This is a genomic window from Brevibacillus sp. MER 51, from assembly GCF_023714195.1.
Taxonomy (GTDB): Bacteria; Bacillota; Bacilli; order Brevibacillales; family Brevibacillaceae; genus Brevibacillus.
Map to the genome: position 1 here is coordinate 239,639 of NZ_JAMAUS010000006.1, position 25,414 is coordinate 265,052.

Annotated in this window: 27 protein-coding genes; all 27 read left to right on the forward strand. The window is 48.8% G+C overall.

The genetic code is table 11. The annotated features are described in order from the left end of the window. Positions 1-62: 62 nt before the first annotated feature. The 27 genes from M3630_RS15190 (at position 63) to murA (ending at position 25,368) form a co-directional block, all read left to right on the forward strand. Positions 63-2,051 (forward strand): AraC family transcriptional regulator, encoded by a 1,989-nt coding sequence (locus M3630_RS15190; protein WP_251252630.1) that lies wholly within the window; start codon positions 63-65, stop codon positions 2,049-2,051. Between the two features lie 145 nt (positions 2,052-2,196). After that, positions 2,197-3,387 (forward strand): acetyl-CoA C-acetyltransferase, encoded by a 1,191-nt coding sequence (locus tag M3630_RS15195; protein ID WP_047069815.1) that lies wholly within the window; start codon positions 2,197-2,199, stop codon positions 3,385-3,387. 137 nt (positions 3,388-3,524) lie between these two features. Next, positions 3,525-3,734 (forward strand): AtpZ/AtpI family protein, encoded by a 210-nt coding sequence (locus M3630_RS15200; RefSeq protein WP_026134010.1) that lies wholly within the window; start codon positions 3,525-3,527, stop codon positions 3,732-3,734. A gap of 11 nt (positions 3,735-3,745) precedes the next feature. Beyond that, complete coding sequence (locus M3630_RS15205) at positions 3,746-4,114, forward strand: ATP synthase subunit I (protein ID WP_173610468.1); 369 nt, start codon at positions 3,746-3,748, stop codon at positions 4,112-4,114. A 67-nt stretch (positions 4,115-4,181) separates the two neighbouring features. Continuing rightward, a complete protein-coding gene (gene atpB / locus M3630_RS15210) occupies positions 4,182-4,997 on the forward strand; it encodes a F0F1 ATP synthase subunit A (RefSeq protein ID WP_106779513.1) in 816 nt (271 codons plus the stop codon). A 55-nt stretch (positions 4,998-5,052) separates the two neighbouring features. Next, positions 5,053-5,274 carry a F0F1 ATP synthase subunit C gene (atpE, locus tag M3630_RS15215; protein WP_015893623.1) on the forward strand — a complete coding sequence of 74 codons (222 nt, stop codon included), beginning with the start codon at positions 5,053-5,055 and terminating at the stop codon, positions 5,272-5,274. A 114-nt stretch (positions 5,275-5,388) separates the two neighbouring features. Continuing rightward, entirely contained in the window at positions 5,389-5,892 is a 504-nt protein-coding gene (gene atpF / locus M3630_RS15220) for a F0F1 ATP synthase subunit B (protein ID WP_047069811.1), read from the forward strand. Beyond that, entirely contained in the window at positions 5,889-6,416 is a 528-nt protein-coding gene (locus tag M3630_RS15225; protein WP_251252631.1) for a F0F1 ATP synthase subunit delta, read from the forward strand. The genes atpF and M3630_RS15225 overlap by 4 nt, the downstream gene beginning before the upstream one ends. 43 nt (positions 6,417-6,459) lie before the next feature. Further along, entirely contained in the window at positions 6,460-7,971 is a 1,512-nt protein-coding gene (atpA, locus tag M3630_RS15230; protein WP_106654764.1) for a F0F1 ATP synthase subunit alpha, read from the forward strand. 74 nt (positions 7,972-8,045) lie between these two features. Further along, positions 8,046-8,909, forward strand: coding sequence for an ATP synthase F1 subunit gamma (atpG, locus tag M3630_RS15235; protein WP_173610471.1), 864 nt, complete (start codon positions 8,046-8,048; stop codon positions 8,907-8,909). Positions 8,910-8,957: 48 nt separating this feature from the next. Then, positions 8,958-10,367: a F0F1 ATP synthase subunit beta gene (gene atpD, locus M3630_RS15240; RefSeq protein WP_015893618.1), complete on the forward strand. Its 1,410-nt coding sequence runs from the start codon at positions 8,958-8,960 to the stop codon at positions 10,365-10,367. A gap of 27 nt (positions 10,368-10,394) precedes the next feature. After that, on the forward strand, positions 10,395-10,793 hold the full coding sequence (locus M3630_RS15245; protein ID WP_137031981.1) for a F0F1 ATP synthase subunit epsilon: 399 nt from the start codon (positions 10,395-10,397) through the stop codon (positions 10,791-10,793). Between the two features lie 220 nt (positions 10,794-11,013). Further along, positions 11,014-11,754: a DUF6042 family protein gene (locus M3630_RS15250; protein ID WP_173610472.1), complete on the forward strand. Its 741-nt coding sequence runs from the start codon at positions 11,014-11,016 to the stop codon at positions 11,752-11,754. A gap of 293 nt (positions 11,755-12,047) precedes the next feature. Continuing rightward, positions 12,048-12,419 (forward strand): NADH-quinone oxidoreductase subunit A, encoded by a 372-nt coding sequence (locus M3630_RS15255; protein WP_015893615.1) that lies wholly within the window; start codon positions 12,048-12,050, stop codon positions 12,417-12,419. After that, positions 12,410-12,928 (forward strand): NuoB/complex I 20 kDa subunit family protein, encoded by a 519-nt coding sequence (locus M3630_RS15260; RefSeq protein WP_007725455.1) that lies wholly within the window; start codon positions 12,410-12,412, stop codon positions 12,926-12,928. The genes M3630_RS15255 and M3630_RS15260 overlap by 10 nt, the downstream gene beginning before the upstream one ends. Beyond that, positions 12,925-14,319, forward strand: a complete 1,395-nt coding sequence (locus M3630_RS15265; protein ID WP_251252632.1) for an NADH-quinone oxidoreductase subunit C — start codon at positions 12,925-12,927, stop codon at positions 14,317-14,319. Before M3630_RS15260 ends, M3630_RS15265 begins: the two co-directional genes overlap by 4 nt. Before the next feature lie 3 nt (positions 14,320-14,322). After that, positions 14,323-15,471, forward strand: coding sequence for an NADH-quinone oxidoreductase subunit D (locus M3630_RS15270; RefSeq protein WP_251252633.1), 1,149 nt, complete (start codon positions 14,323-14,325; stop codon positions 15,469-15,471). Then, entirely contained in the window at positions 15,471-16,478 is a 1,008-nt protein-coding gene (nuoH, locus tag M3630_RS15275; protein WP_251252634.1) for an NADH-quinone oxidoreductase subunit NuoH, read from the forward strand. The genes M3630_RS15270 and nuoH overlap by 1 nt, the downstream gene beginning before the upstream one ends. Before the next feature lie 135 nt (positions 16,479-16,613). Then, positions 16,614-17,027 carry an NADH-quinone oxidoreductase subunit NuoI gene (gene nuoI, locus M3630_RS15280; RefSeq protein ID WP_007722093.1) on the forward strand — a complete coding sequence of 138 codons (414 nt, stop codon included), beginning with the start codon at positions 16,614-16,616 and terminating at the stop codon, positions 17,025-17,027. Position 17,028: 1 nt separating this feature from the next. After that, positions 17,029-17,538, forward strand: coding sequence for an NADH-quinone oxidoreductase subunit J (locus tag M3630_RS15285; protein ID WP_173610476.1), 510 nt, complete (start codon positions 17,029-17,031; stop codon positions 17,536-17,538). Beyond that, positions 17,535-17,846 (forward strand): NADH-quinone oxidoreductase subunit NuoK, encoded by a 312-nt coding sequence (nuoK, locus tag M3630_RS15290; protein ID WP_007722089.1) that lies wholly within the window; start codon positions 17,535-17,537, stop codon positions 17,844-17,846. The genes M3630_RS15285 and nuoK overlap by 4 nt, the downstream gene beginning before the upstream one ends. A 27-nt stretch (positions 17,847-17,873) precedes the next feature. Continuing rightward, complete coding sequence (gene nuoL / locus M3630_RS15295) at positions 17,874-19,787, forward strand: NADH-quinone oxidoreductase subunit L (protein ID WP_251252635.1); 1,914 nt, start codon at positions 17,874-17,876, stop codon at positions 19,785-19,787. After that, complete coding sequence (locus M3630_RS15300) at positions 19,780-21,312, forward strand: complex I subunit 4 family protein (protein ID WP_251252636.1); 1,533 nt, start codon at positions 19,780-19,782, stop codon at positions 21,310-21,312. The genes nuoL and M3630_RS15300 overlap by 8 nt, the downstream gene beginning before the upstream one ends. 3 nt (positions 21,313-21,315) lie before the next feature. Further along, entirely contained in the window at positions 21,316-22,848 is a 1,533-nt protein-coding gene (gene nuoN, locus M3630_RS15305) for an NADH-quinone oxidoreductase subunit NuoN (protein ID WP_173610479.1), read from the forward strand. A 104-nt stretch (positions 22,849-22,952) separates the two neighbouring features. Continuing rightward, positions 22,953-23,183 carry a DUF1146 family protein gene (locus M3630_RS15310; RefSeq protein ID WP_047069796.1) on the forward strand — a complete coding sequence of 77 codons (231 nt, stop codon included), beginning with the start codon at positions 22,953-22,955 and terminating at the stop codon, positions 23,181-23,183. Between the two features lie 97 nt (positions 23,184-23,280). After that, positions 23,281-24,024: a YwmB family TATA-box binding protein gene (locus M3630_RS15315; protein WP_251252637.1), complete on the forward strand. Its 744-nt coding sequence runs from the start codon at positions 23,281-23,283 to the stop codon at positions 24,022-24,024. Between the two features lie 18 nt (positions 24,025-24,042). Beyond that, entirely contained in the window at positions 24,043-25,368 is a 1,326-nt protein-coding gene (gene murA, locus M3630_RS15320; RefSeq protein ID WP_016740202.1) for a UDP-N-acetylglucosamine 1-carboxyvinyltransferase, read from the forward strand. The last annotated feature ends 46 nt before the right edge of the window (positions 25,369-25,414 follow it).

A 25,414-nucleotide genomic window follows, 5' to 3' on the forward strand; every position in this document is an offset into this window, starting at 1 on the left:
GTTATCAAATAGAATGAATAGAGGAACGATGGGAGGGCTATCAAGGAGTTGAATGTGGGACAATGAACGTAGATGATCATATTTTTTTATGGAATCAGGCAAGTGTACGATTACATGATGTACGGCATATCGTCATGCGAGCCGGAGAACAGCTGCGGTCCTATCAATTGCCGGCTAGTGCCTTTCTATTTTCGGTGAGAGGCAGTGGTCTGATTCGTCTTGACGGGAATGTGCATGCGATCAAGAATTGCTATATTGCCCATGCTGGCAAAGGTACTTACGTGGATATCGAGGAAATAAAGGATGAGTTGGAATACTATCTGATTATGTACAAAGCTCATTTGCCGTTGCCTTGCCGGCAGGAGCTGCTGCGTTTACTGGAGAAAACACAACCTTTTCACATCCAATACGGCTTTACTCCCATGCATCAGGCAAATGTATTTGTCGCAATATCACGTATGCAGCAAGCATGGAATCAGAGCGGCAATCTGGACAAGCTGCGAGCCAAGGCTCTGCTTTATCAACTCGTATGTGAGCTAATGGCACAGATGCAGTCACAAGGAATCGGAGTAACAGTACCGAACTTGGTCGAACAGGCCATCAGGCATATCGAGGAGCACTACGCAGAGACTTTCACACTCGATGATCTATCTGTGCTCTTAAACTGCAGCTCCCGATCCCTGCAACGCACCTTTAAAGCCCAGCTAGAGGTCGGCCCTATCGACTATCTGATCCAAGTGCGCATTCAAAAAGCGCAGGAACTGCTGCGTCAAACGAATTTGGGACTAAAAGAAGTAGCGGAATCAGTAGGTTATGCCGACAGTTATTATTTCAGTCGTATCTTCAAAAAATACACAGGTATATCTCCGTCTTCCTATAAAGAATATTCTCTGACACCGGAACAACGTCGCCAAAGTCCATCACTCTTGTCGCGATATTCCATTGCTGGTCAAAAGCTGCGGAAATATAATGATCACATTGAAAATGAAAATCAAAATCACCCGCATTCAAGAGATGGAGGAGCCGTACCGATGTATAAGAGTACAAAAGCGATGCTGGCGCTGAACCTGATGCTGAGCCTTACCTTGCTGCTGGGAGCTTGCTCGGCTGGAGGCATGAATTCTAGCAATTCGGGGAGTACAGCAACAGGCGCCTCGAAGCAGGTAGCGACGCAATCGAATACCACGCAACCTAGCGCGAATCAAGAAGTGAAGAAAAGCGAGACACGTACTATCAAACACATGAAAGGCGAGCTGACGCTTGATTTTAAACCAGTCAGAATCGCTGTGCTGGATACGCAGTACGCAGATCAAATGCTGGCCTTGGGCGAGCTGCCTGCAGGCAGTGTAATTACAACGGGGGACGGTACAAAGTTTCCTGAGTATCTCATGGACAAGCTAAAAGATGTACATGTACTCGGGACAAAGGACGAGCCCAATTCGGAAGCGGTCGTGGCCATGGAGCCTGACTTGATTATTTGCACGGAGTTCCAGGACAAAATCTATGATAACCTGTCCAAAATCGCACCAACCATCATGTTTGGCCGAAACGAAGACTGGCGGGATATACTGCTTACATTCGGGAAAATTCTCGAAAAAGAACAAGAAGCTGAGCAAATCGTAAAAGACTACAAAGAGAAAACGAACAAACTGAAAGCAGAACTCGCAACCAAGCTCAAGGGTGAGTCCGTCGCACTTATTCGTCCGCGTGATAATGCCATTCGACTGCACACAGTTGAACACCGTACGGCTGCTATCTTGTATTCCGATTTGGGACTGACTCCTCCCAAGCCAGCGATGGATAAATCTGATACAGCTGCGATGATTTCTCTGGAAGTGCTGCCAGAGGTAAATGCCGATCACATATTTGTCGTAACGGACAAAGCGAACCAAGCATTAACGGACGAATTCAAAAATAGCTCCATTTGGAAAGGGCTAAAAGCAGCCAAGGAAAATAAGGTGTACGAGGTAAACACAACTGTGTGGATTGCCTATTACGGCCCGATTGCCATCAACAATATCGTCGATGAAATTGCAGAGGCGCTTCTATAAATCATACAGACCGTCACTCTCTCCTAAGAGCTGTGACGTTTTTATATGAATTGGAAAAGAAAGCGATTTCCTGGCAGGAATTATCACAAAAAGATGGAATCTTAAGAAGGTTGCCTATCCTGTTTATTCGAGGGGTGTGTGGAAGATGAGTCAAAGAGAAATCGTCATTGCGAGTGCTGTGCGCACTGCTATAGGTAGCTTTCAAGGAACGCTTGCAGGTGTCAGCGCGACAAAGCTGGGCGGGATTGTACTGGAAGCAGCGCTAGAGCGTGCAGGTGTTTCCAAGGATGCGGTCGATGAAGTGATTATGGGGAACGTATTGTCAGCAGGCTTGGGTCAAAACCCGGCGCGCCAGGCTTCTATTCACGCGGGCCTTGCTCATGAAGTTCCCTCCCTGACAATCAACAAGGTTTGTGGTTCAGGTCTAAAAGCCGTTCATCTGGCCGTGCAGTCAATCCTTGCAGGTGAGGCAGAAGTTGTCTTGGCTGGCGGGATGGAGAATATGAGTCAGGCACCATATTTAATGGAAGGTGCGCGCTCAGGCTACCGCATGGGAGATCAGAAAGTAGTAGACTCCATGATTCGCGACGGACTGTGGTGTGCTTTCAACGACTACCACATGGGCATTACAGCAGAGAACCTCTGCACCAAATACGAAATCGGACGCGAAGAGCAGGATGAGTTTTCAGCGTGGAGCCAGGAAAAGGCTCAGCAAGCGCTCGCTAGCGGTCGTTTTCAGGAAGAAATCGTGCCGGTTCCAATCCCGCAACGCAAGGGTGATCCGGTGCTGTTTGCCGTAGACGAATTCCCGCGCGCTGGCGTGACGGCCGAAGCGCTAGGCAAATTAAAGCCTGCATTTAAAAAGGATGGAACCGTGACAGCCGGGAATGCATCTGGCATCAACGATGGAGCAGCAGCTCTCTTGATTATGACACGCGAAAAAGCAGAAGAGCTGGGCGTGAAGCCTCTCGCCCGTATTGTAGCCAATGCGAGTGCAGGTGTTGATCCAAGTATCATGGGGTACGGTCCAGTTCCTGCGACCAAACGCGTACTTGAAAAAGCGGGTCTGTCGATAGCTGACATCGACTTGATCGAAGCAAATGAAGCTTTTGCCGTCCAATCGCTGTCTGTAGGCAAAGCACTAGGCTTTGATCGTGAGAAGCTGAATGTCAACGGCGGAGCCATTGCTTTGGGGCATCCAATTGGTGCGAGTGGCGCGAGAATCCTGGTCACACTCGTGCATGAATTGCAAAAACGCGAAGGGGTAAAATATGGGTTAGCGACTCTTTGCATCGGCGGTGGACAAGGGGTCTCTACAATTGTCGAGAAAATTTAAATTTTAAATTGTGAACGCTTTGTGTACAGACTGAGCCGAACGTTGACAAAGGGAATAATTCTTCGTTAATATGAATGAGGGCAAAGGGGCACTTGACACCAGCCCTCTCCTTATGTATGAAAGGAGAATGTTACTCTGTGTCGAAATTGGATAATCCGTGGCGAGCGATCACGTTGGTCACCCTGATCGGTGTCGATATGGCCGTTTGCGTGATTTCGGGAGTCCTTCTGGGAAAATACTTGGATGGTCTTTTCTCTACCAATCCGCTTTTTTTGATGGTTGGGCTGCTCGCGGGATTAGGAATAGGCGTGTATAGCGTCTACCGCATCGTTCGCGGTTACCTCTAGGGAGATGGAACATGCAAACGTTTTCTTCGGCAATGCGATCCACGTTTCGCTATGCCTTTTTCTGTATGGCAATTGCCTCGATACTCTGGGCGGTGTTGCCATCGTATCGTTTCTTTTTGCAAAGCCTCCTGCTTGGGATGGTTTGCAGTTTGGTGAATGGCACGGTCCTCTTCAGCAAAACCTGGCGCATAGGTCAGATGGCTGTTGATTCAAATGTCCGGCCAAAAGGGACTGGTATGTTGCAGCGACTGGCTGTGGCAGGCTTTGCAGTCTTTTTGACAATGCGTTTTCCTCATTTGTTTGGAATCGGTGGCGTGTTGATAGGTTTATTCCTCTTTCAGATTCTCAGTTTCCTATTTGTGTATCGCTCCTTTAAATAGATAGTAGATATTTTTTCTTTACACGTACGTAAGCAATAGACTCGCGCGGAAGAAAGGGGTGAAATACATGCATTATTCTCTGCGGTTTGAATGGTTGGGCATGGTATTTGACATCTCCACTATTCTCATGATTTTGGTTACCTCTCTGGTGGTGCTTTTGCTGTGTATCGGGATGACCCGCAACCTGACCTCCGCAACTCCAAGCGGCGCGCAAAACGTGATGGAATGGATTGTGGACTTCGTTACCGGCATTACAAAAAGCTACATCACACCGAAGAAGGCTGCGGGCTTTGTCTCGCTGGCACTCACTTTGTTCCTTTACATTTTCCTTGGAAACCAACTGGGTCTCGTATTTAACGTAAACACGGCTCACCACAACGGTCCTGACCATCAAGTAAGTGAAAAGGTTAAAGACATGTTGACGGCTTCCACGAATGAACAAATGAAGCAACAAAAGATGGCCAAGCTTGAAGAAGAGTTGAACTCTACCGATCCGTCCTCGCATGGCGTTGTCATTGGCTGGTGGAAATCGCCAACAGCGACTCCAAGCGTAACTTTCGCTCTGGCGTTCATCGTTCTTCTCTACGCTCACTATCTGGGCATCAAGAAGAGCTTCGGCGGATGGTTGAAACATACATTCCTGAACCCGATTCACATTCTGGAGGAGTTCATCATCAAGCCGTTGACGCTGCCTTTGCGTCTATTCGGTAACATCTTTGCGGGTGAGGTTTTGATCGCCTTCCTGCTGGGTGTAGGGATCTTCGGAAGCATTCCGCTGTTCCTGTGGTTGGGCTACTCAGTGTTCGTTGGTTCCGTACAGGCATTCATTTTCACAACGCTGGCGATGGTTTACCTGTCACAGCAAGTGAATGAAGAACACTAATTTCGCTTACCCGATTTTATTTTCGTTTTTTAAACACTAAGGAGGTTTTTAAACAATGGAAGGTTTGGCTCTTGCAATTGGTATCGTATTTGGTCTGGCTGCTCTTGGCGCAGCGATTGGTAACTCTCTGGTAATCTCTCGTACAATTGAAGGCGTAGCTCGTCAACCAGAAGCACGTGGTAGCCTGATGGGTCTCATGTTCCTGGGTCTTGGTCTGGTAGAGGCAGTTCCGATCATCGCTGTAGCGATCGGTTTCATTCTCTTCGGTCGCCTGTAATCAGCGAGCATTTAGTAACAATAGGCGGGCACTTGATACCCGCCTATATTTTTGACAAAGACAATTAATAACCTTGATGATACATCTTTCTTTTCGCAGGAAGGAGTGAAACGAATGCTCGACTTTGGAGCGGTATCCCTGGAATGGGGAACGCTGTTAACCCAGGCAATTGTGTTCTTGTTGTTGTTGCTGCTTGTTCGTAAATTGGCTATGGGCCCGATCGTAGGGATCATGGAAAAACGTCGTCAGCATATCGAAAGTCAAATCTCCTCAGCTGAGAAGAACCGCACTGAAGCGGAAGCTCTTCTGGCTGAGCAACGTCGCGTGCTGGATGAAGCGCGTGCAGAATCGAAAGCAATCATTGACCGCGCTACAAAGCAAGCGTCTGATGAAGCAACCAAAATCGTGACAGAAGCACAAGCTGCATCCGAGCGTATGAAAGCGGAAGCAAGCGCTGAACTGGCACGTGAAGTGGAAAAAGCAAAACTCGAACTGCGTGAGCAAATGACCAGCCTGTCCGTGCTCTTGGCTTCCAAGATCATTGAGAAAGAACTGGACGAAGCAGCTCAAAAGTCTACTGTTGACAAATTTCTCGCACAAGTGGGAGATCGCCTATGAGTAGCGCAGTAGGAAAACGTTATGCTCGTGCGCTCTTTGAAGTAGCGAGTGAACGTAGCAAGATTGATCAGGTTGAGAGAGACCTGGGGGCGATCGTGGAAGCGGTTGAAGGCAATGAAGATCTGAAAAAGATCATGTTGCACCCGCACATCGCAGCAGATGCGAAAGCTACACTCGCTGACGAATTGTTCAAAAGCCATGTAGAGGAAGAAACCTTTAATTTTCTGAACGTCCTGATTGAGAACGGACGCGAAGTTGATCTGGTTGATATCTACCGTTCTTTTGTACAATTGGCGAACGAAGCACGTGGATTTGCAGATGCGATTGTGACTAGTGCAAAGCCGCTTTCTACTGAAGAGCAAAATGAGCTGGCTGAGAAGTTCGGTCAAACGCTGAATAAAAAGCTGCGTATGACAGCAGTCGTAGATCCAGCGATTCTCGGCGGCATTATTATCAAAATTGGCGACCGTCTGTACGATGGCAGCCTGAAAACGAAGTTGGAAACCTTTGCGCAAAAAGCGTAAAGTTCGATGGCTTTTAAGAAGTTGGATGAATGGGGTGAATTAAGTGAGTGCAATCAGACCAGAAGAGATTAGCTCCCTCATTAAAGAGCGGATCGCTAACTTTAAATCTGAAATCGAAGTTGTGGATGTTGGCACAGTCATCCAAGTAGGTGACGGTATTGCTCGTGTTCACGGTTTGGAAAAGGCCATGCAAGGGGAGCTTCTCGAGTTCCAAAATGGCGTAATGGGTATGGTACTCAACTTGGAAGAGGATAACGTGGGTGTCGTTATTATGGGACCTTTCCGCGACATTAAGGAAGGCGATACTGTAAAACGTACCGGCCGCGTTATGGAAGTTCCAGTAGGGGAAGCGCTGCTCGGCCGCGTTGTAAACCCACTGGGTCAACCAATCGATGGTCAAGGCCCTATCGCAAATAACGGTTTCCGTCCAATCGAGAGCCCAGCTCCTGGTGTTATGGCACGTAAATCCGTACACGAACCACTCCAAACAGGTATCAAAGCGATTGACGCGATGATCCCAGTTGGTCGTGGACAGCGTGAGTTGATCATTGGTGACCGCCAAACTGGTAAAACAGCAGTGGCGCTCGACACGATCATCAACCAAAAAGGTAAAGACATGATTTGTATCTACGTTGCAATCGGTCAAAAGCAATCTACCGTTGCAAACATCGTAGAAACTCTGCGTAAAGCAGGGGCTCTGGAATACACAATCATCGTTTCTGCTACTGCGTCTGACCCAGCTCCAATGTTGTACCTGGCTCCATATACAGGTGTAACAATGGCTGAGTACTTCATGTACAAAGGCGGACACGTTCTGTGCGTATACGATGACCTGTCCAAACAGGCTGCTGCATACCGCGAAATGTCCCTCTTGCTCCGCCGTCCTCCAGGTCGCGAAGCATATCCTGGTGACGTATTCTACTTGCACTCCCGCTTGCTGGAGCGCGCTGCGAAACTGTCTGATGATCTGGGCGCTGGTTCCATTACGGCTCTGCCATTCATCGAAACCCAAGCGGGTGACATTTCCGCATACATTCCAACGAACGTGATCTCCATCACGGACGGTCAGATCTTCCTGGAAACAGACTTGTTCAACGCAGGTCAACGTCCAGCGGTTAACACCGGTCTTTCCGTATCCCGTGTAGGTGGTTCCGCGCAAATCAAGGCGATGAAAAAGGTAGCAGGTCCACTCAAGCTCGAGTTGGCTCAATACCGTGAGTTGGCTGCGTTTGCTCAGTTCGGTTCCGATCTGGACAAAGCGACCCAAGCTCGTCTGACCCGTGGTGAGCGCTTGATGGAAATCATGAAACAAGGTCAGTTCGATCCAATGCCTGTTGAGAAGCAAGTTGCTTCTATCTATAGCGCTACAAGAGGTTACCTGGATGATATTCCAGTAGCAGAAGTGCGCCGCTTTGAGAAAGAGCTGTTGTCTTTCTTGGATTCCAACAAACCACAACTGTTGGAGCACATCCGCACAACGAAAGACCTTCCAGATGAAAAAGAATTCAACGCAGCGATCGAAGAGTTCAAAAAAGGCTTTTCGGTAACTCGCTAATCGTTAACCTGATAGACATCAGATGCATGCCGGGCGATTTGCCCGTGCATGCGTCCTCAAGGTGGTGAAAACGAGTGGCTAAAGGAATACGTGAGATTCGACGCAGTATCAAAAGTAAAAAAGATATGCGCCAAATCACGAAAGCGATGAAAATGGTGGCGGCTGCGAAGCTTCGCCGTAACCAGGATAAAGCTGAGGCGGCACGCCCGTATGCTGACAAGATCCAGGAAGTGATCGCAAGCATCGCGAGTGGGACCTCTGGTTCCAAGCATCCAATGTTGCAAAATCGTCCGGTGAAAAAGACTGGTTATATTGTCATCACTTCCGACCGTGGACTTGCTGGGGGTTACAATGCCAACATTCTCCGTAAAGTGGTAAATACCATTAACGAGAAGCACAAGTCCAAGGATGAATATGGTATTTTTGTGATTGGCCGCAAAGGTCGTGACTTCTTCAGCAAACGGAACTACCCGCTTTTGGAGGAAGTGACAGGTCTGCCAACCAGCCCAGCCTTTGCTGATATCAAGAAAATTGCCGGTGCAGCAGTCCAAATGTTCGAGAATGAGCAGATTGACGAACTGTACCTGTGCTACAACAAGTTCCAAAGTGCAATTTCGCAAATACCTACCGTAAAACAATTGCTGCCATTGGAAGCTCCCGAGAGCAACAATGCGCGCGCAATCAATTACGAGTATGAGCCGTCCTCGGAAGAAGTATTGGCGGACCTGTTGCCGAAATATGCGGAAACACTGGTTTACAGTGCACTTCTCGAAGCAAAAGCTTCTGAAGAAGGTTCCCGTATGACTGCAATGGGCAACGCGACAGACAATGCTACGGATATGATCAACCGTTTAACGTTGAGCTACAACCGTGCTCGTCAGGCAGCCATTACACAAGAGATTTCCGAGATCGTTGCAGGTGCAAACGCACAGGCTTAGTGGCAGCGAATAGCTCCCAATTTAGCTTTACAGGAGGGAAGAAGTAAGATGGCGAATGGACGTGTGGTTCAGGTAATGGGTCCGGTTGTTGACGTCGAGTTCGACCGCGGACACCTGCCTGCCATTTACAATGCGATCAAGATTCAACATAAAGCACAAAGTGCCGGTGAGCGCGACATCGACTTGACTGTTGAGGTTGCTACTCATTTGGGCGATAACTTGGTTCGTACCGTTGCAATGTCTTCCACTGACGGTTTGGTTCGTGGTATGGAAGCAGTTGATACCGGTGCAGCTATCTCCGTTCCAGTGGGTGCAATTACCCTCGGACGCGTATTTAACGTATTGGGTGAGCCGATCGACCTGCAAGAACTTGGTCAAGTAGATCGTCGTGACCCAATTCACCGTAAAGCTCCTGAGTTCGTAGACCAAGCAACGACTGTTGAGATCCTGGAAACAGGTATCAAAGTTATTGACCTCTTGGCTCCGTACATCAAGGGCGGTAAGATCGGTCTGTTTGGTGGTGCGGGTGTAGGTAAAACCGTTACTATTCAAGAGCTGATCAACAACATCGCGCAAGAGCACGGTGGTATTTCCGTATTCGCTGGTGTAGGTGAGCGTACCCGTGAAGGTAACGACCTGTACCACGAGATGAAAGACGCAGGCGTACTGCCGAAAACCGCGATGGTATTCGGTCAGATGAACGAACCGCCTGGTGCACGTCTTCGTGTAGCGTTGACTGGTCTGACTATGGCGGAATACTTCCGTGATGAAGAAGGCCGCGACGTTCTTCTCTTTGTTGATAACATTTTCCGCTTTACTCAAGCGGGTTCCGAAGTTTCCGCTCTCTTGGGCCGTATGCCATCTGCGGTAGGTTACCAACCAACATTGGCTACCGAAATGGGTCAGCTGCAAGAGCGTATTACTTCCACGAAAAAAGGTTCCGTAACGTCCATTCAAGCGATCTACGTACCAGCGGATGACTACACTGACCCGGCTCCTGCTACTACGTTTGCTCACTTGGACGCTACAACGAACTTGGAGCGTTCCATCGCTGAGTTGGGTATCTTCCCTGCGGTAGACCCACTCGCATCCACTTCCCGTGCTCTGGCTCCTGATATTGTAGGACAAGAACACTATGATGTGGCTCGTAGCGTTCAAAAAATCCTGCAACGTTACAAAGAACTGCAAGATATCATCGCGATTCTCGGTATGGACGAGTTGAGCGACGACGACAAGCAAGTAGTTGGACGCGCACGCCGCATTCAACGTTTCTTGTCCCAGTCCTTCCACGTTGCCGAGCAGTTCACTGGTAACCCAGGCCAATACGTGCCATTGAAGGAAACTGTTCGCAGCTTCAAGGAAATCCTCGAAGGTAAGCATGACCACTTGCCAGAGGGCGCGTTCCTGTACGTAGGTACAATTGAAGAAGCGGTAGAAAAAGCGAAGAAAATGGCGTAAGACACCCTGGAAAGGGGAGACGAGTAAGTGAGTAAGATGACAGTTGAAGTCGTAACTCCTGAACGGGTTGTCTACAGCGGTCAGGCTGAAATGGTGATTGCTCGCGGCTTGCAAGGGGAAATTGGTATTATGCCAAACCACATGCCGTTGGTAACCCCGCTGAAAACAGCGCCAGTTCGGATTAAGACAGAAGGCGATAAAGAAGTAAAGATGGCTGTAAGCGGCGGCTTCATGGAAGTGCGCGGCGATAAAGTGACCATCCTTGCTGAAACGGCTGAATTGCCGGGAGACATCGATGTTGAACGCGCGAAGGCTGCGAAAGAGCGTGCTGAAAAGCGTTTAGCTGAGAAATATGCCGAGCTCGACGTCAAGCGTGCAGAACGCGCGCTGCAACGTGCGATGGCACGTCTCGACGTATCGAAGTAAAGCGTAAGCTTGATATCCCCGCGCCCATGTGGCTGCGGGGATTTTTCGGTTATAGGCGATGAATGATGAACCATGGTAATCGGGCATGATATTTCCAGTTGGTAATTGCCTAATGTTTCTGTGTATAATAGACCTAATGCCCTGCCGACGAGCTACGTTATCATGATAAACAGCGGGAAAAAGCGGCATTGGCTATTGGGATTAAAGGAGAGTGTAATTGATGCAAACCGTTCGCGATATCCGCCACAATCAAGATGGCGTAGTGATTCCTAGCAGCTTTGCGGCAAATGGCTGGACAAGCGTGCTATCTCATGAAATGAATGTTCTTTTCCAAGCAATGTGCTATGTGGTAACGAAGCATGAGTCTAAAGAAGAGATGAGAAAAGCTCTGGACGAGTTCGATGCATTGAAAGGCACATTCACTGAGCCTGTTCAAGAAGGCTTTAAGTCTGAAGAGGATTTTAAAGGCTATGTAAACCTGTTGAACAGATTCAAAGCATTCATGAGTCGTTCCGAATATGCATATCCGACATCTCTTGACGAAGCAATTGAACTTTTCGTGAAGTGGGGTCTGGTAATCGATAATGAAGATGCCTGGGATGTACCGGTTTATCCATTCCCAGATGCATCTGAATTGTTCAAGCTGAGTGAAGCAGAATCTCTTGCGTTGGCTCATATTAAACTGGAAGCATTGGTGCATCCGATGTTTAGCCGCCTCGTAATGAAGCTGCACGAGCAAGAAGAAAATACGTTCAGCATGTCCAAAGCAGAAATGAAGCAATTGCTGAACACAAATGACCAAATGCTGGCAGAGGTTCTGATCAAGCTGACTCCATATATGGAAGATGCGATTGAAAATATGCTGGAAATCCCAGAAGACGAGAAGATGAACTTCACGATTGTATGGGAACGTATTTACGAGGACTTCCTTGGACAGCAATTTTCAAACAACGTTCAATAATTAAGAGAATAAGAGAGCCAGACGGGCATATTCGTTTGGTCATCATACTATGCTGGAAAAACTCAGGGGGAAATCTCTGAGTTTTTTCCCTTTATATGGCACAAAAGGAAGGCTTTCGTTAGACACCCTATTGGCAATTTGCTATAATGATAAAGGTATTTTTTTCTAGCAGCGACAGCGTTCATACCTACACCTTTGACGCTGCGAGCAGTACCCTTTTGAGGGAGTCTCGACTTCTTCTGGAGGACAGCGCAAGACGATTCATACCTTTCTCAAGAGCGGAGGGAACGTGGGTGAGTGACATCTATACCAACAATTATGTGATTGTCGCGATCTTTTTGATTCTTGGTGTGTTGTTGCCCGTGGCTACAGTCAGTTTTGTTGGTCCATTACTTCGTCCAAAGAAACCGACACGGGAGAAGCAAACTACTTATGAAAGCGGTAACATTCCTGTTGGTGACAGTTGGGTGCGTTTCAACGTGAAGTATTACATCTTTGCCCTCATGTTTGTCATCTTTGATGTAGAAACACTCTTTCTGTATCCGTGGGCCGTCGCTTACAAAGAACTGGGGCTCTTTGCCTTAGTCGAGATGGTCATCTTTATATCCTTGCTCGTCGTAGGATTGATTTACGCGTGGAGAAAGAAGGTGCTGGAATGGAACTAGACCTGACAAGCATTGCGCCTGAATTGCAAGAGGAATTGAATCGCAACGTCATGTTCACGACATTGGAAACAGTGAAGGGATGGGTTCGCAGCAACTCGCTGTGGCCATTAACTTTTGGCTTGGCCTGTTGCGCAATCGAGATGATGGGAACGGGTGGGGCGCGTTATGACCTCGACCGGTTTGGCGTTATTTTTCGAGCATCCCCAAGACAATCTGATGTCATGATCGTAGCCGGGACCGTCACGAAAAAGATGGCACCACTGCTTCGCAGGCTGTATGATCAAATGCCTGAACCAAAGTGGGTGATTGCCATGGGCTCCTGTGCGACAGCGGGAGGTCCGTACGTGCGCTCGTACAGCGTGGTAAAAGGTGTAGACCAGATTGTGCCTGTCGACGTATATATTCCGGGTTGTCCGCCTAACCCTGCCGCTTTGATCTACGGAATCAATAAGCTCCAAGAAAAAATCCGTTACGAAGCGAAGACTGGGAAGCAGGTGACCAATCTATGAGCGACGAGAAGCGCAAGCCGACGCCGGAGGAAAAGGCAGCGGCAGCGGCTGAAGCCCGTGCCAAGGCCGAAGCTTTGCGAAAATTAAGAGAACAGGAAGCACAAGCTTCCCAAGAGGCGAGCCCAGTGGAGGCATCTCAAGAGCCACAAGAGGAAATCTCTGCTCCGGAAGCAAAACCTGTGTCGGAAATGACGCCAGAGGAAAAAGCCGCAGCCAAGAAAGCAGCAGCGGCTGAAGCAATTGCCAAGGCAAAAGCGGCGAAGGAACAGGCAGAAGCTGCACCACCCCCAGCAAAACCTGTGTTGGAAATGACGCCGGAAGAAAAAGCCGCAGCGAAGAAAGCAGCAGCGGCTGAAGCAATTGCCAAGGCAAAAGCAGCGAAGGAACAGGCGGAAGCTGCGCCACCGCCAGCAAAGCCTGTGTCAGAAATGACACCTGAGGAAAAAGCCGCAGCTAAGAAAGCGGCAGCGGCTGAAGCGATTGCCAAGGCAAAAGCAGCGAAGGAACAGGCGGAAGCTACTCCACCGCCAACAAAGACCGTGTCGGAAATGACACCTGAGGAAAAAGCCGCAGCCAAGAAAGCAGCCGCCGCAGAAGCACTAGCCAAAGCAAAAGCAGCGAAGGAAGCAAAAGAAGCTGCGGAAAACGGAGCCGATACGGCAGAATCAGCTCCAGATGCGGATGCCAAGGCGAAAGCCGCAGCTGCCGCAAAAGCCAAGGCTGCCGCCGCAGCCGCTGCCAAGGCAAAAGCCGCACGTGAAGCAGGCGGCGATGAATCCGGTGATGACGACGCCAAGGCAAAGGCCGCAGCTGCCGCAAAAGCCAAAGCAGCCGCCGCAGCAGCAGCGAAGGCAAAAGCAACGCAAGCGACTGGGGATGTGGCCCCGGCAGAGGAAGCGCCAAAAGCACCTTCCAAAAACCAGCCCTATCTTGATAAATACGTGTCACGAATTTCCGAAGCATTTGGACAGGAAGTAATCGAGGCTTCGTATATTAACGAGCTGGCAAAGGAAGTTCCGACCCTCACCATTCAAAACGAACGTTGGCATCAAGTTGCCCAATTTTTAAGAGATGACGAGCAATTGAGTTTTGAATACCTGTCCGATCTTCACGGTGTCGATTATGAGGATCGCCTGGAGGTTTACTACCACTTTTATTCCTACAAAAATCGCCAAAGCTTGGCAGTAAAGGTCAAAACGAGCAGAGAAGAGTCTAAAGTTGCTTCCGTAATGGACCTCTGGCATGGCGCAAATTGGAATGAAAGAGAGACTTTTGACCTTTTGGGTATTCATTTCCCGGGACATAAGGATTTACGTCGAATCCTGTTGCCAGATGATTGGGTAGGTTATCCGCTGCGCAAAGATTATGTGCAATACGACGAGGAGGTTTAGCAGATGAACCATAACATCCTCACGACTCATGTTGATACCTCTTCTGAAACAGGACTTCGTACGGAAGAGATGTTATTAAACGTAGGTCCACAGCATCCGAGTACACACGGAGTATTTCGTTTGGTAGTAAAAATCGATGGGGAAACCATTAAAGAAGCGATTCCGGTGATGGGCTACCTGCATCGAGGTACAGAGAAGCTGGCAGAAAACTTGACCTACACGCAAATTATTCCGTATACAGACCGTATGGACTACGTGTCCGCCATGACGAACAACTACGTTCTCTGTCACGCAGTCGAAACGATGATGGGGTTGGAGATTCCAGAGCGAGCTCAGTTTTTGCGATTGATTGCGATGGAACTGAACCGGGTAGCGAGCCATTTGGTTTGGTGGGGAACGTATCTCCTGGACATTGGTGCGATGGGACCCTTCCTGTATGCATTCCGTGATCGGGAGACGATCCTGGATTTGTTCAATGAGCTATGCGGGGCGCGGATGACCTTTAACTACATGCGTGTAGGCGGAGTGAAATGGGATGCACCTCCAGGCTGGATCGACAAAGCCAAAGAATTTGTCCAGTACATGAAGAAAGAATTGAATAACTACCACCAGCTGGTGACCGGGAATGAGATTTTCATCAACCGTCTCAGAGGGATTGGCAAGTTCGATACAAAAACGGCATTGGATTACTCGCTATCAGGGGTCATGCTCCGCTCGACAGGTGTCAAGTGGGACCTGCGCAAGGACGAACCGTATTGCATTTACGATCGTTTTGAATTTGATGTGCCGATAGCAACTGAGGGAGATTGCATGGCCCGCTATCATCTGCGCATGGCAGAAATTGAACAATCTCTGCGAATTCTCGAGCAGGCATTGGAGCAATTTCCGAGTGAAGGCGAAGTCATGGGCAAAGTGCCACGTGTGATTCGCCCGCCTGCTGGGGAGACATATGTGCGCATCGAGTCACCGCGGGGAGAAATTGGCTGCTACATTGCCAGTCAAGGCAAGGATAAACCGTGGAGATTGAAGTTCAGACGGCCTTCGTTTACCAATCTGCAAATTCTGCCTAAGCTGTTGCAGGGGGAAAACCTCGCGAACATGGTTGCCATCCTGGGCAGTATCGACATCGTGCTCGGGGAGGTTGACTGTTAATGAATACTCTCTTGCAGCAAGCCCCCTCATGGGGGACCACGCTTTGGTTTATCATAGCGGCAGTTTTACTACTTGCTGTCGTGTTGGGGTTCGTTACGTACGCTATTTACTTTGAGCGAAAAGTGATTGGGTGGATGCAGCTGCGCATCGGGCCGAATCGAGTAGGTCCATTGGGACTTCTCCAGACGGTTGCGGATGTTGCCAAGCTGCTATTAAAGGAAGATGTTCGACCGCAACATGCTGACAAAGCATTGTTCACTCTGGCACCAATATTAGCCTATGCCCCTGCTTTTGCCGTATTGGCGGTCATGCCTTTTTCGGAAAGCATTCAGTTCGCTGATCTCGGAATAGGGCTGTTGTACTATATCGCCTTGTCTGGGATCACCGTATTAGGCGTAATCACGGCTGGCTGGGCCTCGAATAACAAGTACTCGCTGATCGGGGGTCTCCGCTCCGCTGCGCAGATGATCAGCTATGAAGTACCGCTGGTCATGTCCGTGGTGGGTATCGTTCTATTAACGGGCAGCATGAATCTCGAGGATATTGTCGAGGCGCAGCAGGATGTCTGGAATATTGTTCCGCAGTTTATCGGATTTGTTGTATTTATCATTGCTGCCCAGGCCGAGCTGAATCGTACGCCGTTTGACTTGCCGGAAGCAGAGTCAGAGCTCGTTGGCGGTTACCACGTCGAGTATTCGGGTTTCCGTTTTGCGATGTTCATGCTGGCGGAGTATGTATACATGTTCGGGATGGGTGCCTTGATCACGATTCTCTTTTTTGGTGGTTGGTTGCCGATTCATCCATCATTGGACTTCATTCCGGGAATCGTTTGGTTTATCCTTAAATTTTCTGTTTACGTCTTCCTCCAGTTTTGGATTCGCGCCACGATGCCGCGCTTACGTGTCGATCAACTGATGTCGTTTGCTTGGAAAGTGCTGTTGCCCGTGGCATTGTTCAACATCCTGCTCACAGCCGTAGTGGTTTCTTACCAAAATGGCATGTTCTAGTAGCGACTTGATCGAAAACGACTACGTCCCACTGTTTTCATAGCGCAGGCTTCGCCATAGGCTTGCTTCGTCAAAAGCTTGCTTTCGTCAAAAACGTGGTGCAGCCAAGTTCTCAAATTCTGAGGGGTGACACACATGCTAGGACTGGCCAAAGGCCTGGGGTATACATTTAAAAAGCTCACGGAGAAAAAAGTAACCCACTTCTATCCGGATGTGCCCTTTCCAATGCCGCCTCGCTTTCGCGGTATTCAGCACTTTTCTCCTGAAAAATGCATCGTCTGCAACCAATGCGCACGCATTTGTCCGACGGAGTGTATTCAACTGACAGGGAAGCCCCATCCTGATCCGGAGAAAAAGGGAAAGATTATCGATACGTACGATATCAATTTTGAGTTATGCATTTTATGCGATCTGTGTACAGAGGTTTGTCCTACGGAAGCAATTGTGATGACAAACAACTTCGAACTGGCTGCCTATAGCCGGGACGAATTGTACAAAAACTTGAAATGGCTCGACGACAACAATACGAACGTCAGGGAGGAGAATTAGTATGACAGGTGAATTCGTTGCCTTTTTTATCCTGTCCCTTCTGACGATCGGTGGCGCGGTGTTTATGATCAGCTTTACGCGCGTCGTCCACATGGTCATCTCATTGGGCGTTACGTTTATCAGCATTGCAGGTCTGTTTGTTTTGTTGGGAGCGGATTTCGTCGGGGTCGCACAAATTCTGGTTTATTCAGGGGCTATCTCCATTTTGATGCTCTTTGGAATCATGCTGACCAAGCACGATGCGAACGATGAGGGAACAGGCCGGACATGGAAAAACCGTTTTATCCTGCTCTTCGTAATCGTTCTGTTCGGATTATTGTTCTGGGGTGTGCAAAATACACCATGGCCTGCGCCACCGCCACCTGCAGATGCTCCTGTAGACAATGCCAAAGAAATCGGTATCGAAGTATTCACCAAATTCGTCATACCATTTGAGCTGTTGTCTGTTCTGTTGCTGGTCGCATTGGTCGGTGCGATCATCATGGCGAAAAAGGAGGGGGATAACGAATGACAGTAAGTATTTCCTCCTACTTAATGGTCGCTTTGATTCTCTTTTGTGTAGGCCTGTATGGCGCATTGACGAAACGAAATGCAGTCGTCGTCTTGTTATCAATCGAGCTGATGCTGAATGCTGTAAATATTAACCTGGTCGCCTTTTCCAAGTTCGGTCTGTATCCATCCGTGACGGGACAAATCTTTACCTTGTTCACGATGACGGTTGCAGCTGCCGAGGTTGCCGTAGGGTTAGCGATTCTGATTGCGCTGTACCGCAACAAGGAGACTGTGAATGTAGATGAAATGGACCAAATGAAACGATAAGAGGGAAACCTGAAAAGGAGGACAAAGATGGATACTCTAATGCACTACGCCTGGCTGATCCCTCTGTTTCCGCTTCTTGCTTTCATCGTGATCGTCTCATTTGGTCGCCAATTGAAAGAAGGAGCGGCCATAGTGGGCATTACCCTGACGGCTGTTTCTTTTGGAATTGCAGTGCTCATCTTCTGGGAGAGATTCCAGGGTGGGGGAACCGATTACAATTATGTGATAGATTGGCTGCATATTGGCGATATCGTGATCAACATGGGCTTCGAAGTGAATCCGCTGAATGCCATGATGCTCGTCATTGTGACATTAGTCAGTCTGTTGGTCCAAATCTACTCCAAAGGCTACATGCATGGGGATGAACGCTTTCCGGTGTTCTATCAATACCTGGCGCTGTTCACATTCTCCATGCTGGGATTAGTCATCTCGCCTAATTTGTTGCAAGTATATATTTTCTGGGAGCTGGTAGGGGTATGCTCCTTCCTGCTCGTTGGCTACTACTACTTCAAGAGAGAGGCAAAAGCAGCCGCTAAAAAGGCTTTTATCGTTACACGCATCGGGGATCTTGGTTTGTTCATCGGGATATGTCTGTTGTTCTGGTGGACCGGAAGCTTTGAGTACGGAGCAATTTTTGAGAGTATCGCACTCGGACGACTGGAACCATGGATGATTACGCTCGCGGCGATTCTCATTTTCGTTGGGGCCATGGGAAAATCAGGTCAATTTCCGCTTCATACGTGGTTGCCTGATGCCATGGAAGGCCCAACACCTGTGTCGGCATTAATTCACGCGGCAACGATGGTTGCGGCTGGTGTTTATTTGGTCGCTGCTACCTATCCGCTGTTTATCGCATCCGATACGGCTTTGACAGTTGTGGCGTATGTAGGAGGATTCACCGCCATATTTGCAGCTTCGATCGGCTTGACCCAACGGGATATCAAGCGTGTCTTGGCATATTCCACAGTCAGTCAGCTCGGGTACATGATGCTGGCATTGGGAGTAGCTGGTGCTGCTGGTTATGTAGCAGGGTCCTTCCATTTGATGACTCACGCCTTTTTCAAAGCACTGCTCTTCCTGGGAGCAGGTAGTGTCATCCATGCCGTACATACGCAGAATGTATTCGAAATGGGTGGCTTGTGGAAAAAGATGCCGATCACCGCTTTGACTTTCTTGATCGGTTGCTTGGCGATTGCGGGAATCTTTCCGTTCGCTGGTTTCTGGTCGAAAGAAGCGATTCTGGGGGCTGTTTACGGAGCACATCGCTACGATTTGCTGTTCATCGCGCTCTTAGCAGCATTCTTTACGGCATTCTATATGTTCCGTCTGTTCTTCCTGACATTCGCAGGGAAGGCACGTGGCAAGCACGAAGCTCACGAATCTCCAGGAGTCATGACTGGTCCGCTCTTGGTCTTGGCATTGCTTGCGGTTGTCGCGGGCTTTGTGAATACACCGTACGCGCCATTACTCTCTGATTGGTTGCTGTCAACGAAAACAGGTACGGCAATCACGAGCATTTTTGGGGAAGGCAGTGAGCACGCGGCCGCTTGGTTGCAGATTGTGGCACTGTTGATCTCTATTCTTGGAGTCGTGCTGGCTTACCTGATGTACGGCAAGAAATCCATCTCCTCGGACACGATTCCAGAAACAATGCCGTGGCTCTATCAGCTCTCATACAAGAAGTACTACATCGATGAGCTGTATCACAACGTCATTGTTCGTCCATTAGGCTGGCTTGGATTTGTCCTGGATGTATTTGATAAGTACATTGTGGACGGTTTGGTTGGATTGACAGCAAAAATCACCCAGGGAATCGGATCTTTGCACGCAAGAGTACAAAGTGGGCAGATTCAATCCTATGGAGCAATGGTCATATTCGGTCTGTTACTCTTGATCATCGCCATCAGTTTGACGGCCAAGGGAGGTGGACTCTTTGGGTAATATCCTTTTGTCATCACTGGTGTTCTCTCCGCTGCTGGCGATTCTCGTCATGGCTTTTATCCCCGGTCGACATGCAGGTGTGATCAAGCAGGTCGGGATTTTTGGAACGTTGCCGGCACTTATCCTGGCAGGTTGGATGTTCGGCATGTTTGATTACGAGACAGCCAATCTGCAGTTCGTAGAAAAGCACAGTTGGATTTCGATTCCGATTGGAATGGCTCAGGCAGGCACGGTCTTTGCTTTTGAGATCAACTATGAACTCGGTGTAGATGGTATTTCGATGCCATTGATTTTGCTGACGGCGATTATCGGTACCCTTGCAGCAATTGCTTCATGGCAGATCAAGAAGAGGCAGAAGGAGTATTTTATCCTGTTTCACCTGCTGCTGATCGGCATGTTGGGAGTCTTTGCTGCAGACAATCTTTTTCTGTTCTTCATTTTCTTCGAGCTGACACTCGTACCGATGTACTTCCTCATCGGGATTTGGGGATATGGGGAGCGCGAACAAGCAGCAAACAAATTCCTGTTGTATAACGGAATCGGTTCAGGGATCATGCTGCTGGCTTTCATCGTGATCTTTGTCATCATGCGGACGCTCAATATCGATGAAATCACGGCGATCCTGACGACACCAGGGCATCCGATAACCGAAATCCTTACGCCGGAAATGCGTTTTGGCATCTTCCTAGCACTGTTCATCGCTTTTGCGATCAAGCTGCCAGTATTTCCGTTCCACACGTGGATGCTACGCGTTCACGTACAGGCTCCACCTTCAATCGTCATGATTCACTCCGGTATTTTGCTGAAGATGGGGGCGTACGGCCTTTTGCGGATGGGAATCGGCTTCTTCCCGGAGCAGGCCTACGATTTCTCTACGTGGATGGCAGTTTTGGGGATTATCAACATTTTGTATGGGGCTGTGCTGGCCTTCGTACAAAAGGATTTAAAAATGGTGCTGGCTTACTCCAGTATCAGCCATATGGGTATCGTCTTGCTCGGTTTCGCTTCGATGAACACGATCGGGTTTCAGGGAGCGATGTTCCAGGTGATTTCCCACGGTTTTATCTCAGCTCTGCTCTTCTTCTTGATCGGTGTCATTTGGGATCGGACACAGACATCGTTGCTCGACGATTTGGGCGGTTTAGCCAAATCCATGCCGTTTGTCAGCGGCGTGTTGTTGGCAGGCGGGATGGCTTCACTCGGACTTCCGGGCATGTCCGGATTTATTAGTGAGTTCTTTGCCTTCCTCGGTCTGTTTGGTCGTTTGCCAGTAATGGCAGCAGTGGGAGCGATCGGGATTGTCCTCACCGCGGTGTATTTACTCAGAGCGATCTTGAAAACAACTTTTGGCCCTACTCCAGGCAGATGTACAGGACTTGCTGATGCACAGCCGATGGAAGTCATTCCGATGGTAGTTCTGTTGGGATGTATTATTCTCATCGGGGTTTATCCGGCAGTTCTGGGGAATCCGATGCAGCAGGCGCTGAAAACGATCGTACCTATCGTAACGGGAATAGGAGGGTAATCCATGGAGGTTAAAGATATTTTCTCATATGACTGGAGCTACCTTCTGCCCGAGTTTATCATTCTTGGCTTTGCTACCTTTTTATCACTGCTGGACCTTTTTGCGGGCAAGCGTCTTGGTAAGCAGGTCATCGGTTGGCTATCCTTCCTGGGCACGGTCATTGCGGCGATCTTTGTGATCATCAATATGAATGCTCTCGATAAGCCATATAGCTACATGATCGACATGATCCGGATCGATGATTACGGCAATGCGTTCAAGCTGATTTTCCTGGCAGGGACAGCTTTTGCCATTCTCATCTCGCTGTCCTATCTGAAATCGGGGGAAGTCCAGCACAGAGGCGAGTATTATTATTTGCTGCTGACCGGGCTTCTCGGGGCTATGGTCATGGCTTCTTCGGCTGACTTGATTACCTTGTTCGTGGGACTGGAGCTATTGTCTCTCTCGTCCTATGTACTGGTCGGATTGCGAAAAAAATCGCGGCTTTCCAACGAGTCGGCGTTCAAATACGTCGTTTCGGGAAGTATTGCAACCGCTGTGCTCCTGTTTGGGATGTCGTACGTGTACGGACTCACGGGAACCACACATATTTATGAAATCTCATTCCGGTTGGCAGAAGCGGGAATGGCGGGCTATCAGTTCCTTGTCTATACGGCGTTCGCGTTTCTCGCAGTAGGTCTTGCCTTCAAAATATCTGCAGCGCCTAACCACATGTGGGCGCCAGATGTCTATCAGGGTGCTCCTACCCCAGTCACTGCTTTTCTGGCAGTTGTGTCAAAAGCAGCAGGGTTCGCGCTGATCTTTCGAGTAATGATGATCTCGTTTTTCAACGTTTCCGATGGAACGGGATCAGGACGGTTCTTTTTCGAAGAGGGAAGTCTCTACCTGGGGCTGATGGCAGCGGCCTCGATGATTATCGGAAACACGATGGCGCTCAGGCAGACAAACGTCAAGCGTATGATGGCTTACTCCGGTATTGCGCAAGCGGGTTATTTGCTCGTGCCGTTTGTACCGCCGACCTCTCTCTTTTTCAGCGAAGTGATCTTCTATCTGTTCGGTTACCTGCTGGTCAGCTTTGGTGCTTTCGCTGTGATTATGGTTGTATCTCGTGAGCAAGAGACAGAGGATTTGAAAGGATTCGCCGGATTGTACCATCGCTCGCCTGTGATGGCAATCGCGATGAGCATCTTCCTCTTGTCCTTGGCAGGTATCCCGATTACGGTTGGCTTCTTCGGGAAGTTCTATCTGTTCATGGGTACATTAGTGGTAGAAAACTACTGGCTGGCGGCAATTATGATCATCACCAGCGTCATTTCCTACTACTACTACTTTGGGATTATTCGTCAGATGTACATGCGTCCTGGGACAACCGAAGCACCGATGGTTGTGCCAAAAGGCATTTGGACGTTTATTCTCATCATGGCAATCGCTACCGTATTCTTCGGGGCTTTCCCGGGTCTGGTCACCGACTATATCCAGATTCATTTCAATCCGTCCTTTGATTTTGGCAACATGCTCTCTCCCAGCTCTCAGTGATACTCGTAACTGAATAGCACTTCAGGTACAATAGAAGGGATGGCTCGTGATCGGGCCGTCCCTTTTTCTATGATTCTCGGTTGGGCAATGAGGAGGTAACTAGCATGTCACAAGAAGTATATGGCTTGTTGAGCATCATTTTATCGATTGCGTTTATTGGGCTCGCTTGGTGGGCGTTGCAATCCTTTCGCTTTGATAAAATTTTGAAAAAACCAAATGGTGCTCAGGCGAAGCTGTTGCAAATTTTTCTTTCCATTGTGATTGGATATGAACTGTCCCGCTTTTTCCTTGATTACTTGGGCTGGTCCCTGACGTTCGGGAATTTGTTCAACTAAATACCCAAAGACGACGATTCGCTGGTATATCCACCCAGCTACATGTACAAAATGAGAAGTACAAAGAGATACATGTAAGCATAGGGAGAGGATATCAATGGGGAAATGGTCTGGTTGGTGTGTGCTGGCTCTATTGCTCGTGATGGGGGCCGTGTATTGGATGCCTGCACAAGCAAAGGAAGAAAAGCCGGTTGTGACAGAAATGATGAAAGTACTAGAAGAAACAGGCGCAACGGGTGTATCGGTTCAGGTACGTATGCGTACGGCGATGGGAGAAGGCCTGCGTGCTGAACAAGTAAAAGAGTTGGCGATGAGATGGGCACAACAACTTGAGATTCCGTTTTCCCCAAGCGAACAATCGCGTAAACACAACATACTCGCATATGGGACTACATACACACAAAACGGCGTGGATCTGAGCTACGAGGTGACAGGAGTGCCTAAAAATGGAGCATTTTCTGTATATCTAGTACTTCAGTTATCTGGAAGCCGTGATTCGCTACTATATATTGGACAAGTACAGGAAACCTTCACGAATGCCCTGCAAAGCGCCGACTTTATTCCGCAAATTAGCACTTGTATTCGCGGATTGTACAATGTTAAGATGGGTGTTGACCAACAGGAGGGTAAAATATTGTCGATTTTTGGTACTCTCCAGGCAACAGAATTAGAACGTTTGCAAGATGAGACGGTTGTCAGCATTTCAGGGTATACCCCTATGTGGGAATCATTCATCGCGTTAAACGGTCAAAAGATGAATCTACAGGTGGCTACGCATCGTGACAGCCATTCTGGAACATGGATTACGGTAGGTACACCAATCATCACTGTGGAATATTAGCACGCGGAGGGGTACACATTGGATAAAATTATTGTCCGTGGTGGTAAGGCATTGGCTGGAAATGTAAAAGTATCTGGCGCCAAAAATGCCGTACTCCCTATTATTGCAGCATCTATCTTGGCAGAAGAAGGGACTTGCGTCATCTCAGACGTACCAGGCCTCGACGATGTCCGGACGATATGCGACCTTTTGAAATCGATGGGAATCTCCCTTACATATGATCATGAAGTGCTGACGATCGATGCTTCCAAGCTTACGAGTGTAGAAGCGTCCTATGAACTGGTCCGCAAAATGCGCGCATCTTTCCTCGTGATGGGGCCGCTTTTAGCCAGAAAAGGACAAGCTCGTGTCGCTCTTCCGGGTGGATGTGCCATTGGTACACGCCCGATCGACCAGCACCTAAAAGGGTTTGAGGCTATGGGAGCCAAAATCGAAATCGGACAAGGGTTTATTGAAGCGACGGTAGAAGGACGATTGAAGGGTGCGAAAATCTACCTGGATATTGCTAGCGTCGGTGCAACAGAAAATATTATGATGGCCGCTGCTTTGGCAGAGGGAACCACATTGATCGAAAATGCGGCAGAAGAGCCGGAAATCGTTGATTTGGCGAACTTCCTGAACAGAATGGGAGCAAAAATCCGCGGTGCGGGTACAGGTTCGATCCGCATCGAAGGCGTGGAAAAGATGAAGGGCTGCACACATTGTGTCATTCCTGACCGTATCGAAGCAGGAACTTTCATGGTGGCTGCAGCGATTACCGGTGGGGACGTCTTTGTGGAAGGTGCAATTTGCGATCATCTCAAATCCGTGACGGCCAAGCTTCGTGAAATGGGCGTGGACATTGAGGAGCAAGAAAACGGCATTCGTGTACGCCGCACTGGCCCACTGAAAGCAGTTGACCTCAAAACGCTGCCATACCCTGGCTTCCCGACAGATATGCAGTCGCAAATGATGGCGCTTTTGCTTGTTTCAGAAGGAACGAGCATTGTGACCGAAACAGTATTTGAGAACCGCTTCATGCACGTGGAAGAGTTCCGCCGCATGAATGCGAACATCAAGATCGAAGGCCGCAGTGCCATCGTCGAAGGCGGTTCCAAGCTGACAGGCAGCAAGGTAGCAGCAACTGACTTGCGTGCTGGTGCAGCACTTGTACTGGCTGGGCTCGTATCGGAAGGAGAGACTGAGGTCTCTGCTCTGCACCATATTGACCGTGGCTACGTGAACTTTACGGAAAAGCTGCTGGCTTTGGGAGCAGATGTAGAACGCGTGGTTCCAGAAGAAAAGGCTCGTGAAAAAGCCGTTTCCGAAACCATCAAAGTAAGCTTCTCTCCTAATTTTGCTTGATAAATGCGTCAACCATATGGCAAAACGAAAGATTCTCTGCGGATGC